Below are 13,266 nucleotides of genomic sequence, written 5' to 3'. Positions count from 1 at the left end.
ACCTAAAACAAGGTTGCTTTAGTCTGCAGGAGCTGGCTCTAACCCTTGATTAATGGCAAGTAGGTCGCTTTCAGAAATAACCCCTGAGGCCTGATATAAGGCAAGGGTGCTATTAATGTATGCATAGCGAGCTTCTGACAAATTACGGCGTGCATTAAACAGATTGCGGGTGCTGTTTAGTACGTCCACAATGGTTCGAGTGCCGACTTCAAAGCCTGCTTGCGTTGCGTTTAATGCGCTTTCAGCAGAAAGCACCGCCTGCTCCAACGCATTAATAGTGGAGATATTAGACACAACGTCAAAGTAAGCTGTACGAACGGTACGCTCTACTGCTCGGCGGCTTTCTTCCAGTGTTTGGCTAGCCACGACATAGTTGTCGCGAGCTTGCTGTGTACTCGCGATGGTTTTACCGCCTGAAAATAGTGGAATGTTGGCTTGCAAGCCAATGGAACGTGAGTTCAAACCATTAAGGGATGGGCGGCCACTGGTATTTTGGTCGCGGTCTGAATAGCTTGCAGTTAAGCGAACGGTTGGGTAGTGACCAGCACGGGCTAAGTCGATGCGTTGGTCGGCCACTTCAACGGCACTGCGGTTGATGAGCAAACTTAAGTTGCGTTCGTGTGCTTTTTGAATCCAGCTTTGCACACCTTCTGGATCAGGGCGGCTTGGCGAGAACGTGTCCGTGTTTAAAATATCGATGCGCTCAATATGACGCCCAGTTATTTCACGCAGCCCTTCTAAGGCAATTTCAACCGCATTGTTGGCTTGAATTTCACGAGCTACTGCGTTGTCGTATTGCGCTTGTGCTTCATGCACATCAGTGATGGCTGTTAAGCCAACAGAGAAGCGCTGGCGAGTTTGTTCAAGCTGGCGCTCGATGGCGCGTTTTTCAGCCTTGGCGAATTCTAAACTGTCGGCTGCACTTAATACGCCAAAGTAGGTTTTTGTTACACGCAACATAAGCTGTTGGCGGGCCAGTAAGTAAGCTACTTCCGACTGGTATGCTTGCTTTTCGGCAATATCTGTCGCTTGCCATGTAGGTAAACTGAAAACCGTTTGGCTCAGACTTAGTTCTTTGTTAAAGGTGCGGCTTGAGCCTGTGGTGATATCGTAACTGCCCGCGTTATTGAGTGTGGCGTTGTCTTGACGCGTGTCAGAGTAACCAAGTGCAAAGTTGATCTGGGGCCACCAGTCTGCGCGGGAAATATCCACACCCGTCTTTGCCGCATTGCGTTCTGCAGCTGAGCGAAGAAGTTGTGGGTCGTTTTCCAAAGCTAGCATGTAAATGTCAGCTAAGTTAGTTGCGCTTGCAGGAGCAGAGAGTCCAGTTATACCTAGAGCCAGCACAGCTGACAGGAATTTCATTTTCATGAGTTACAATTTCCTTTGGATGTTAAACACATGTACTAATCATTATTGTCCATTGTAATGGTGAAAGAGACAAACTATTAGTACAGAAAAAGGCAAATAACCCAAAAATTATAGCAAGCCATTTGTTATTTGCCCCTGATAATCGGTACTATGCCAGGTTCTCAAGTTAACTGACAGGTACAGTATGAGCAGTGCAAAGTATCAAAGTACGTATGGTCAGCAGGCAGTAGAAGTGAAAGAGACGGCTCTTTCCTACCGTGGTTTCTTTACAGTTCATCAGGCAAAGCTCAAGCATAAATTATTTCGCGGTGGTTGGTCTGACTGGATCTCTCGGGAAGTTGTCGACCGCGGCCATGCGGTGGTTGTGTTACCCTATGACCCCGTTCGAGACAGCATTGTTATGCTTGAACAGTTTCGGGTGGGTGCCGTTGATGCTTTAGGGGCGGCCAAGCGTCACCCAAGCCAACCGGAAGCTTCGCCTTGGCTGCTGGAGTTGGTGGCAGGCATGGTCGACGGTGACGAAAGCGGTGAAGAAGTAGCAGCACGTGAAATGCAAGAGGAAGCCGGTTTAACGGCTGAGCGCTTAGAGTTTGCATTAAGTTATATGTCGTCGCCAGGTGGCTTAACGGAGCGCATCACTATTTATGTGGCACAAGTGGATGCGACGTCTGCAAGCGCTTACGGTGGGCTTGCAAGCGAGCATGAAGATATTCGCGTGTTTGAAATACAGCGGACCCAGGCTCTTGAGCTGCTAGACAAAGGTTACCTAGACAATGCCGCTACTGTTATTGCCCTGCAATGGTTAGCACTACACCGAGAGCAGTTACTACAAAAGTGGAACCAAGAGTGATAAAGCGCAAGTATGTAACCAATCTAAAAGAGCTGCATAGCTTAGCGGAACGAAATTATGCTGGCGTGAACAGGTTGTTGCTTACAACTGAGGCGGACTCCTGGCGAATTCAAGTGGGCGACACTCTCGACTTCGAATTAACCTATGGGCTACGCGCTCCTTATACGACCGATGTTGTAGTGAAACAAGTGTCCCATTCGTGCGACACGCATAGTCGCTACCATAGGCTAGACTTTGTGGTACGCCTTTACCATGATGTGCGTATGGCGGAGATTACCAGCTACCAAGGTGCAAAGCGGTTGACTGCTATAGAGCCGAAGCGACCGGCGGAGCGTGGCAGCGTGCCCGACGAGAAAAAGCAGTTGGGGCGTTTGCTTGCTGAGTGGGTCGCTTTATGTATTCAGCAAGGGCGGCAGGTGTTGTCTTGGCAACATGGAAATGAATTGCCGCAATTATAATATCAACCCTTGTTTTTTTTAACGTCAAAGCACAGGATAGAAAACGTTAGCCAATTGTGGCGAGCATTTAGTTAACAACGGAAACCAGTAGGTAAGATGGCAGAATATACAGCGGACTCCATTGAAGTTCTTAGTGGCTTAGAGCCAGTACAGCGCCGACCTGGCATGTATACGGACACAACACGGCCAAATCACCTTGGCCAAGAAGCGATAGACAATAGCGTCGACGAAGCGTTGGCAGGGCATGCCAATACCATTGAAGTAGTTCTGCACGCGGATCAGTCCCTAGAGGTGATTGACAACGGGCGTGGTATGCCTGTTGATATTCACCCTGAAGAAGGTATTCCTGGTGTAGAGCTTATTATGACGAAGCTGCATGCCGGAGGAAAGTTTTCAAATAAAAATTACCAGTTCTCAGGCGGTCTCCATGGGGTGGGTATATCCGTGGTGAATGCCTTGTCGTCCCGAGTCGAAATATCGGTTCGTCGGGGCGGCAAAATGCATGAAATTGCTTTTGAAAACGGCGAGAAAGTGTCGGATTTACAAGTAACAGGCACGGTGGGGCAGCGTAACACAGGAACGCGTGTTCACTTCTGGCCAGATGCTAAGTACTTTGACTCCGCGAAGTTTTCTGTTTCAAGGCTGCGGTATCAGCTTCGCGCAAAAGCGGTGTTATGCCCAGGTCTAACGATTGTCTTTAAAGACAAAGTAAACGACACCGAAGACACCTGGTTATACACAGGTGGTTTACGTGACTATTTAAAAGAAGCTTTACAGGGCTGGCAGCAGCTTCCAGATGAGCCTTTTACCGGGCAACTGCATACGGACAGTGAAGGAGCTGACTGGGCGGTCACTTGGTTACCTGAAGGTGGCGAAGGTGTGTCGGAGAGTTATGTAAACCTGATTCCGACAGCACAGGGTGGAACCCATGTGAATGGTTTGCGTCAGGGGCTCTTAGAAGCGCTGCGCGAATTTTGTGAATTTCGGAACTTATTACCAAGGGGCGTACGTTTAACGCCTGAAGATATTTGGGAACGGTGCGCTTTCATTCTTTCTGTGAAAATGGCTGACCCTCAGTTTTCAGGGCAAACCAAAGAGCGCTTGTCGTCACGCCAGTCGGCAGGCTTTGTGTCGAACGCGGTAAAAGACGCCTTCAGTTTATGGCTGAATGTGCATACAGATCAGGCTGAACAAATAGCTGAGCTGTGTATTGCTTCTGCGCAGAAACGGCTACGAGCAGCCAAGCGGGTGGTGCGTAAACGTGTAACCCAAGGCCCAGCATTACCGGGGAAATTAGCAGACTGTTCAAGCCAAGACCCTTCTCGTGGAGAGCTTTTTCTAGTGGAAGGAGACTCAGCCGGCGGGTCGGCAAAACAAGCGCGCGATAGAGAGTTCCAAGCCATTATGCCGCTGCGTGGGAAAATACTGAACACCTGGGAAGTGGACTCGGACCAAATTTTAGCTTCGCAAGAAATTCATGATATTACAGTGGCGCTTGGTGTGGACCCAGGGGCAACGGACTTGTCGAGTCTGCGTTATGGCAAAGTGTGTATTTTAGCGGATGCGGACTCGGACGGGCTGCATATTGCGACGCTTTTATGTGCTTTACTTGTGAAGCACTTTAGGCCACTGGTGGAAGCAGGGCATGTGTTTGTTGCTATGCCACCTTTATACCGCATCGATGTGGGTAAAGAGGTGTTTTATGCACTCGACGAAAGTGAAAAAGACAGTATTTTAGACCGCATTGAAAAAGAAAAGCGGCGGGGCAAAATCAGTGTGCAGCGCTTTAAAGGTTTGGGTGAAATGAACCCGCTGCAATTGCGTGAAACCACCATGGACCCGAACACGCGCCGGTTGGTTTGCTTAACTGTGGAAGACTTAGAGCAAACAGATGCTTTGATGGACATGTTGTTAGCCAAAAAGCGTTCTTCAGACCGTAAAGAGTGGCTGGAGAGTAAGGGCAACCTGGTCGACTTAGCTTAATACACGACAATAAGAATTTACTTAAACGGAAAGGTACATGAGCGCATCTTTAGAAGGGTATGAATACCTACCGCTACACAAATTTACCGAAGACGCCTACTTAAATTATTCCATGTACGTCATCATGGACAGGGCGCTGCCAAATATTGGCGACGGTTTAAAGCCGGTTCAACGCCGTATTATTTATGCCATGTCGGAGTTGAATCTATCAGCGACCTCGAAGCATAAGAAGTCAGCCCGTACCGTGGGTGATGTTTTGGGTAAATACCACCCTCACGGTGACTCTGCCTGTTATGAGGCAATGGTGTTGATGGCCCAGCCTTTCTCTTACCGCTACCCATTAGTAGACGGGCAAGGAAACTGGGGGGCACCAGACGACCCTAAGTCGTTTGCTGCCATGCGATATACAGAAGCTAGGCTGTCGCGCTTTAGTGAAGTTTTATTAAGCGAGCTAGGGCAAGGCACAGTGGACTGGATTCCAAACTTTGATGGCACCATGGATGAGCCACAAATACTGCCTGCTCGTTTGCCGCATATTCTGCTAAATGGCGTGACGGGCATTGCCGTTGGTATGGCAACGGACATACCGCCGCATAATGTGCGAGAAGTGGCCAATGCGTGTGCTTTATTATTAGAGAAGCCAAGTTCAGAGCTAGACCAAGTGATGGAACATGTGCAAGGCCCTGATTTCCCGACAGATGCGGAAATTATTACGCCAAAAGCCGATATACGTAAGATATACGACACGGGCCGTGGATCGATTAAAATGCGCGCTCGCTATGTGGTAGAAGAAGGCGAGATTGTTGTAAACGCTTTACCTCACCAGGCTTCGGGGGCTCGCATACTTGAGCAAATTGCGGCGCAAATGCAGGCTAAAAAGCTCCCTATGGTGGCGGACTTGCGGGATGAGTCAGACCATGAGAACCCGACACGTCTGGTTATAGTGCCGCGGTCAAACCGTGTGGACCTAGACCAGCTGATGGCCCATTTGTTTGCGACCACAGACTTAGAGAAAAATTACCGAGTAAATATGAATATGCTCGGGTTAGACGGGCGTCCGCAAGTGAAGCCGTTAGTGACGGTACTCAAGGAGTGGAATACGTTCCGTATACAAACAGTGACCCGTCGCTTGCAGCACAGGCTAGACCGAGTAGAAAGAAGACTGCATATTCTGCAAGGGTTACTCGTTGCCTTTTTAAATATCGACGAAGTTATTGAAATAATTCGTCAAGAAGACAAGCCAAAGCCTGTATTAATGGAGCGCTTTGGCATTAGTGATACCCAGGCAGAAGCCATTTTAGAGCTGAAGTTACGTCACTTAGCTAAGTTAGAAGAAACCAAGCTTCGTGCAGAAGAAGATGAGTTAAGTAAAGAGCGCGATCGCTTAACGTTATTGCTTAGCTCGGAACGTCGTTTACGCACTTTGGTACGCAAAGAGCTGTTAGCTGATGCGGAAGCATATGGAGACGATCGCCGTTCGCCATTAGTTGAGCGTACAGAAGCCCGTGCATTGTCAGAGCGCGACTTGACTCCTTCTGAACCAGTTACGGTTGTGTTGTCGAAAAAAGGCTGGGTACGCTGTGCTAAAGGCCACGACGTAGAGGGAGGCAATTTGTCCTACCGCTCGGGCGACAGCTTCCTCACCCAGGTGACGGGGAGAAGCAACAACTTGGTGGCCTTCTTTGATAGTGCGGGTCGGACCTATAGTGCCGAAGCACATACCCTGCCTTCAGCCCGCTCGCAAGGTGAGCCTCTAACAGGGCGCTTTTCGATTGTAGCGGGTGAGAATGTAGAGCATGCGGTGATGGGCAAAGACGATAGCCAATGGCTGGTTGCTTCTGACGCAGGCTATGGGTTTGTAACGCGTTTTAGTGACATGCTAAGTCGTACCAAAACAGGGAAGGCCATGCTGACTTTGCCTCCTTCGGCAAAAGTGATGAAGCCGCAGCCAATTACTGATGTTGAAAACGACAACCTAGCTGTTGTTTCTAACGAAGGGCGCCTGCTGGTCTTCTCCGTGAGTGAGCTGCCACAACTTGCTCGAGGTAAGGGGAATAAGCTCATTAGTATACCCAGTACGCGTGCAAAACTACGTGAAGAATACGTAGTCGCTGTAGCTGTGCTGCCACAAGACGCCACCTTGTGTGTTATTGCTGGTAAACGCAAGCTGTCCCTGAAGCCGAGTGACTTGGAGCATTACCGAGGCGAGCGAGGTCGTCGTGGTAACAAGCTGCCTCGTGGCTTACAGCGTGTTGACGATCTTGTGGTTGAAGCCAGTGTCGTAGAAAAAGAGCCAACTGCAGAGTAGGCGCAACACACGTAAGGCAGGTCGTATATCTGAAGGCCTGCCTTTTTCCTTCCTGAACTGAGGCCGCCTCTGGCCACCACGTGTTTTAGTTTGCGAATGGCAGGAGCATTTTTGCTTCAGTGCGAGTATAATTCCTTTTTTGTTGGAATGAATAGGTTGATATGTTAGCTGTCATACGTTTGTTTTTGCTTGGCCTGTTTGTAGTGCTTGTGGGCGTTTTGGGCTGCCTTTTTTGCTTACTTAGGCCGTTTCACCGGGACAATACACACATTTTTGCAAACCTTTTTGGCCATATGCATAAAGTAATTGGTGTGGAAATGGACATTCGAGTGCCTGACACGGTCCGCGATAAGGGACCCTTTGTGTACGTGGCAAACCACCAAAACTCTTGGGATATGTTTACCATGAGTGGTGCCTTGCCTGCCGGAACTGTGAGTGTGGGGAAAAAAAGCTTAAAGTGGATACCTTTCTTCGGCCAACTTTACTGGCTGGCTGGAAATATATTGATAGACAGAAACAACCGAAGTAAAGCCCACGGCACGATAGGCCGCACAATTGAAGCGATTACTAAAAACAAGTTGTCTATTTGGCTGTTTCCAGAAGGCACCCGTAGTTATGGTCGGGGTTTGCTAAAGTTCAAAACTGGAGCTTTTCATTCAGCGGTTGGTGCGGGTGTGCCGCTTGTCCCTGTATGTATGTCGACCACCCATGGGCAAATTAAGTTAAACCGTTGGAACAATGGCAAAGTGATTATAGAAATGCTTGAGCCTATTGAAACGACTGGAATGAATAAAGAAGATATTCGTGCTTTGATGGCGACAACCCACGAGGCCATGTCCGCCACGATTGAGCGGCTTGATAAAGACGTGGAAGAAAATTGGGAAGCAAAGAAATGAGTAGCAATAATTTAGATGAATTACTACAAATGAACCAAGACACAATTTCCGCCTTGCTTGATGATGGGGTTGATGCTGAGTCTGAGTTTGAAATTGAGCACCATATAGTAAGCACAAACTTCGATAAGCTTGAAAAGGCGGCTGTAGAGCTGGTAAAAGCAGGCTATCACGTTGAAGATGCAGAAGAGTTTGAAGCTGAAGACGGGCAACTGTGCTTTTATTTTGCAGCGGTTACTCGCTCGCCGATTGATGAAGAAATACTTACAGCGCAGACTCAGCAAGTTTTTGATATAGCGGAAGCTGCGGGCGTTGAATACGATGGCTGGGGTACTTACTTCGGCGATGAAGAAAGTGAGGAAGAAGCACCTCTTCCTCACTAGTCTGAACTAAAATATTGCGGCTAGTCGATAGCCGCAATCTTCTCTTTCTGCTGTAGCAGCTGCGCTAAGGTAGCTTCACCTTCCGCTAACCGCATTTTCTCTTGCTCTATAACGTGTGCAGGCGCACGGCTGACAAAGTTTTCATTGGCAAGCTTATTGTTCACCTTCGCTAAGTCAGACTGCACCTTCTCAATGCTTTTATCGAGGCGCGCTAGTTCAGCTTCTTTGTCGATAAGGCCGGCCATAGGAATATGGAACTCAACACGCCCCACAAGTGCAGTGGCACTTGCTGGCGCTTCATCGGCACTTGCAATAAACCCGATACTGCTAATTTTAGCAAGGGCTTTCAGAAAGCTTTCATTTTCCGAAATACGGCGGCTGACCGTGTCGTCTGCGCCACTAATAAGGACTTCCAAACTCTGGCTTGGGCTTAAATTCATTTCTGCGCGTAACGTCCGCACAGCAACAATCACCTTTTTAATCCATTCCATGTCTGCGGAAGCTTGTGCGTACTGAGAGGGCTGAGCCTGTGGGTAAGGTTGCAACATAATGCTGCAATTTTCACTCACTTCAACGCCCGCTAATGGTGCAATACGTTGCCAAATTTCTTCGGTTAGGTAAGGCATAATGGGGTGCAGTAAGCGTAACAGCTGCTCGAGCACCGATAGCAGTGTATGGCGGGTGCCACGAAGCTGCGCTTCAGTACCTGAGTTGAAGACAGGTTTGGTTAGCTCCAAGTACCAGTCACAGAACTGGTGCCAGGTAAAGTCGTAGGCAATATTTGCTGCTTGGTCAAACCGATAGGTGTCGAGCGCATGACGAAGCTGGGTGACGGTTTCGTTTAACCGTTCAATAATCCACTGGTCGGCCAGGGAAAGCTCCATGTCGCCTTGTCCTAACTCTGCGCCTTGCGCTTCTGTATTCATCAATACAAAACGGCTAGCATTCCAAAGCTTGTTACAGAAGTTCCGGTACCCTTCTAAGCGCTTCATATCCCAGTTAATGTCGCGTCCGGTAGAGGCAAGAGCCGCTAAGGTAAAGCGAAGAGCGTCGGTACCATGGGCTGAAATGCCTTCGGGGAACTCTTTCTTAGTACGGTTAGCAATGCGCTGAGCAAGCTTGTCTTGCATCATGTTTTCGGTGCGCTTACTTACAAGCTCGTCCAAGGTAATGCCATCGATCATGTCGAGGGGGTCGATAACGTTGCCCTTTGACTTGGACATTTTGTCGCCTTGGTCGTCACGAATAAGGCCCGTTACATACACAGTTTTAAAAGGTACTTGCGGCTTTCCATTCTCATCTTTTAGGAAGTGCATGGTCATCATAATCATGCGCGCAACCCAGAAGAAAATAATGTCAAAACCAGTGACCAAGACATCCGTTGGGTGGAAGGTCTTTAAGTCTTCTGTGTTGTCTGGCCAACCCAAGGTTGAGAAGGTCCAAAGAGCGGAAGAGAACCAGGTATCAAGTACGTCATTGTCTTGCTCTAACACAAGGTCTGCTGCAAGGCCGTGCTGCTCACGTACTTCTGCTTCGCTACGTCCTACGTAAACATTCCCTTCACTGTCGTACCAAGCAGGGATTCTATGCCCCCACCAAAGTTGACGTGAAATACACCAGTCTTGAATGTCGCGCATCCAGCTGTAGTACATGTTTTCGTACTGTTTCGGAACAAACTCAATGTCGCCGTTTTCTACAGCTTTGGTGGCCGTTTCGGCTAACGGGGCAACTCGTACATACCATTGGTCTGTTAAGAAGGGTTCAATAACCACGCCAGAACGGTCACCATAGGGGACCTTATTATCATGCTCTTCCACGCTTTCAAGTAACCCAGCAGCGTCAAAGGCTTCAACAATGGCTTTCCGTGCAGCAAAGCGTTCAAGTCCTTGGAAACGTTCAGGAATGCTATAACCATCGTTTGCGATGGCATTGCCTTGGCTGTCAAACACTTCAGGGGAGCTTAGAATAAAAGCTTCATCTGTGAGGATGTTAACCATAGGCATACTGTGCTTTTTGCCGACTTCGTAGTCGTTAAAGTCATGAGCTGGCGTGATTTTTACACAGCCTGAACCGAACTCTTGATCTACATAGTCGTCTGCAACAATAGGAATACGACGGTTGACAAGAGGTAAGTCGATGTAGGCTCCGTGTAAGTCCAGGTAGCGTTCGTCTTTTGGGTGCACCGCTACGCAGGCGTCGCCCAACATGGTTTCTGGACGGGTGGTAGCCACAATCAGGTAGTTCTTACCATCGCGTGTGGTGGCGCCGTCTGCCAGTGGGTAGCGAAGGTTCCAGATTTTCCCTTTGCTTTCTTTGTTCTCCACTTCTAAGTCGGAAATAGCGGTTTTTAACTTCGGGTCCCAGTTTACTAGGCGCTTACCACGATAAATAAGCCCTTCTTCATGTAAACGTACAAACACTTCTTGGACAGCCTTCGACAGACCTTCGTCCATGGTGAAGCGTTCTCTATCCCAGTCAACGGAGTCGCCAAGACGGCGCATTTGTTGCGTAATGGTACCGCCTGACTCGTTTTTCCAGTCCCAAACTTTGTCAATAAAGCCTTCCCGGCCAAGTTCGTGGCGGGTAGGGCCGTTTTCGGCGGCAAGCTTACGCTCGACCACCATTTGCGTTGCAATTCCAGCGTGGTCCGTACCTACTTGCCAAAGCGTATTGTAGCCGTCCATGCGCTTATAACGGGTAAGCGTGTCCATGAGCGTGTGCTGGAACGCATGGCCCATATGCAAACTGCCAGTCACATTGGGCGGCGGAATCATGATGCAATAAGAGTCGCCCTGGCCGCTGGGTTTGAAGTAACCCGCTTTCTCCCAGGAGTCATAAATGCGTTGTTCAATAGCGTCGGGGGTATAGGTTTTATCCATGATGTCCTTCAACATTTATTCGGGCCACAAGGTTTTGCATTTGCAGACCTTGTTGACGGTAAAGCTTGTAATGTTCGCGAGCACGTTGGCGCTGTTCTGCTGCAACGGGAACGAGCTCAATAAGAGTTCTAAATTTCACCTCGGCAGGTATAGCTGCCTGGGTTAGGTTGACCACTGTAGGGTAGTGGCCAAGTGGCGCAGTAAGGGGCAGCCAAGCAATCAGCACAGGCGTGCCTTTTTCTGGGCCTTCTCCCACTAAGTTATGCGGGATAAAGGCGTCGGTTGGCATGGCCCACAATAGCTCGTCGTATTGCTCTGCCTGCTCTTGGTTTGCGCACAGCAGTAGAACGCGTTGACGCTGTTGCGTAAGCTCATAAACGAGGGAGCAGACAAAGCTGTCTGCTCCTTTATCGGTTACTTCGTCAAGCGTGTAAAACCGTGCAACCGCCATGGTTTAGCTCACTTGTTCGTTGGCACGGCCAAGCAAGAACTGCGTGAGCATTGGCACTGGGCGCCCAGTTGAACCTTTTTTCTCGCCACCGCGCCATGCAGTACCTGCGATATCTAAATGCGCCCACTGGTACTTTTTCGCAAAGCGCGATAAGAAACACCCAGCGGTAATGGTTCCCGCAGAACGGCCACCAATGTTTTGCATGTCAGCAAACGGGCTGTCGAGCATGGGTTGGTATTCATCCCATAAAGGTAAGCGCCAAGCACGGTCGCCGCTTTGTTCCGAGGCGTTTAAGAGTTCGTGTGCCAGCGGATTGTGGTTACTCATTAAGCCTGTTGCATGGCTACCTAAAGCAACAACACAAGCGCCCGTAAGTGTGGCTACATCAATCACCACTTCTGGGTTATAGCGCTCTACGTAGGTCAGGGCGTCGCACAAAACCAAACGGCCTTCGGCGTCGGTATTAAGTACTTCGATGGTTTGCCCCGACATAGAACGAATAATGTCGCCAGGGCGGTAGGCGTTACCGTCGGGCATGTTTTCACAACCGGCCAGAACACCAATGACATTAATGGGTAGCTGCAATTGCGCTAAAGCATGCATAGCGCCAAGTACACCGGCAGCACCGCCCATGTCATATTTCATTTCGTCCATGCTTTCTGAAGGCTTAATAGAAATACCACCAGCGTCGAAGGTGAGCCCCTTACCAACGAGTACAATGGGTGCTGTGTCTTCGTCTGTGCCTTGGTATTTCATAATGCTCATAACGGCTGGGTTATGAGAGCCGCGGCTGACCGCTAGGTAAGCGTTCATACCAAGCTCTTCCATTTGCGCTTCGTCAATACGCTCTACGGTTAGTTGCTCGTATTGTTCAGCAAGGGCTTCGGCTTGCTCAGCTAAGTAAGTAGGTGTGCAAATGTTGGGTGGCATATTGGCCACGTCACGACAAACGTTCATGCCGTGGGCTACAGCTACACCGTGCGCTACTGCCTTTTCACCTGAAGCAAGCTCTCGGCGTGTTGGCACGTTGAAGGTGAGCTTGCGCAATGGACGTCGGTGCTCTTCCTTATGCGACTTCAAGGAGTCGAAGGTGTAGAGCTGCTCTTGCGCAGCTTCAATAGCTGAGCGCACTTTCCAGTAGGTGTCTCGTCCTTTCACATGCAGTTCACTTAAGAAGCAAACGGCCTCCATAGCTCCTGTGTTGTTCAGGGTGGTAATGGTGCGCGCTATGATTTTGCGGTATTGACGTTCATCTAGTTCACGCTCTTTACCACAACCGACAAGCAGTACTCGCTCACCTAAAATATTTGGCACATTATGCAGTAACAGCGTTTGGTCGGCTTTGCCTTCTAAGTCGCCGCGGCGAAGAATATTACTTAAATACCCGTCGCTAATTTTATCCAGTTGCTCGGCAACAGGTGAGAGGCGGCGTGGTTCGAAAACACCTACAACAATACAGGCTGAACGTTGCTTTTCAGGGCTTCCACTTTTTACGCTGAATTCCATACATACTCCACTTTCTGGTTTAATGCCTATATTCACGCAAGGCTATTCATGGCATTATTAGACCCGTTCGGGTCGGCGTGTTTATAGCTCTTATCATATACCAAAGAGGTGAGAAACGCTGAGGTTTCTGTTGTCCCGGACGATGAAAGATATAAAAAAGTAGAGTTTACTTAAAAGTCACAGG

General features: G+C 49.1%; 10 protein-coding genes. 6 read left to right on the top strand and 4 right to left on the bottom strand.

Features of this window, described 5'->3' with window-relative positions; all coding sequences use genetic code 11:
- Window positions 1-18: 18 nt before the first annotated feature.
- Window positions 19-1,371 carry an outer membrane channel protein TolC gene (tolC, locus tag CWE15_RS09340; protein ID WP_126757826.1) on the bottom strand — a complete coding sequence of 451 codons (1,353 nt, stop codon included), beginning with the start codon at window positions 1,369-1,371 and terminating at the stop codon, window positions 19-21.
- Between the two features lie 184 nt (window positions 1,372-1,555).
- Here tolC and CWE15_RS09335 point away from each other — a divergent pair, with 184 nt between their 5' ends.
- The 6 genes from CWE15_RS09335 (at window position 1,556) to rraB (ending at window position 8,246) form a co-directional block, all read left to right on the top strand.
- A complete protein-coding gene (locus CWE15_RS09335; protein WP_126757825.1) occupies window positions 1,556-2,221 on the top strand; it encodes an NUDIX domain-containing protein in 666 nt (221 codons plus the stop codon).
- Window positions 2,218-2,679, top strand: coding sequence for a DUF1249 domain-containing protein (locus CWE15_RS09330; RefSeq protein ID WP_157980742.1), 462 nt, complete (start codon window positions 2,218-2,220; stop codon window positions 2,677-2,679). Before CWE15_RS09335 ends, CWE15_RS09330 begins: the two co-directional genes overlap by 4 nt.
- 96 nt (window positions 2,680-2,775) lie before the next feature.
- A complete protein-coding gene (gene parE, locus CWE15_RS09325) occupies window positions 2,776-4,662 on the top strand; it encodes a DNA topoisomerase IV subunit B (RefSeq protein WP_126757823.1) in 1,887 nt (628 codons plus the stop codon).
- A 37-nt stretch (window positions 4,663-4,699) separates the two neighbouring features.
- Entirely contained in the window at window positions 4,700-6,970 is a 2,271-nt protein-coding gene (gene parC / locus CWE15_RS09320; protein WP_126757822.1) for a DNA topoisomerase IV subunit A, read from the top strand.
- 161 nt (window positions 6,971-7,131) lie between these two features.
- Window positions 7,132-7,866, top strand: a complete 735-nt coding sequence (locus CWE15_RS09315) for a 1-acylglycerol-3-phosphate O-acyltransferase (RefSeq protein WP_126757821.1) — start codon at window positions 7,132-7,134, stop codon at window positions 7,864-7,866.
- Entirely contained in the window at window positions 7,863-8,246 is a 384-nt protein-coding gene (gene rraB / locus CWE15_RS09310; RefSeq protein WP_126757820.1) for a ribonuclease E inhibitor RraB, read from the top strand. The genes CWE15_RS09315 and rraB overlap by 4 nt, the downstream gene beginning before the upstream one ends.
- Before the next feature lie 20 nt (window positions 8,247-8,266).
- On the opposite strand, the gene CWE15_RS09305 is transcribed toward rraB, so the two are convergent.
- The 3 genes from CWE15_RS09305 to pepA are packed head-to-tail and all read right to left on the bottom strand — an operon-like array spanning window position 8,267 to window position 13,082.
- A complete protein-coding gene (locus tag CWE15_RS09305) occupies window positions 8,267-11,125 on the bottom strand; it encodes a valine--tRNA ligase (protein ID WP_126757819.1) in 2,859 nt (952 codons plus the stop codon).
- Entirely contained in the window at window positions 11,118-11,576 is a 459-nt protein-coding gene (locus tag CWE15_RS09300; RefSeq protein WP_126757818.1) for a DNA polymerase III subunit chi, read from the bottom strand. Before CWE15_RS09300 ends, CWE15_RS09305 begins: the two co-directional genes overlap by 8 nt.
- Window positions 11,577-11,579: 3 nt before the next feature.
- Entirely contained in the window at window positions 11,580-13,082 is a 1,503-nt protein-coding gene (gene pepA / locus CWE15_RS09295) for a leucyl aminopeptidase (protein WP_126757817.1), read from the bottom strand.
- Window positions 13,083-13,266 lie beyond the last annotated feature (184 nt).

This window comes from Aliidiomarina taiwanensis (assembly GCF_003987015.1).
Classification (GTDB): Bacteria; Pseudomonadota; Gammaproteobacteria; order Enterobacterales; family Alteromonadaceae; genus Aliidiomarina; species Aliidiomarina taiwanensis.
This window is presented reverse-complemented; position numbering and strand designations above follow the sequence as displayed.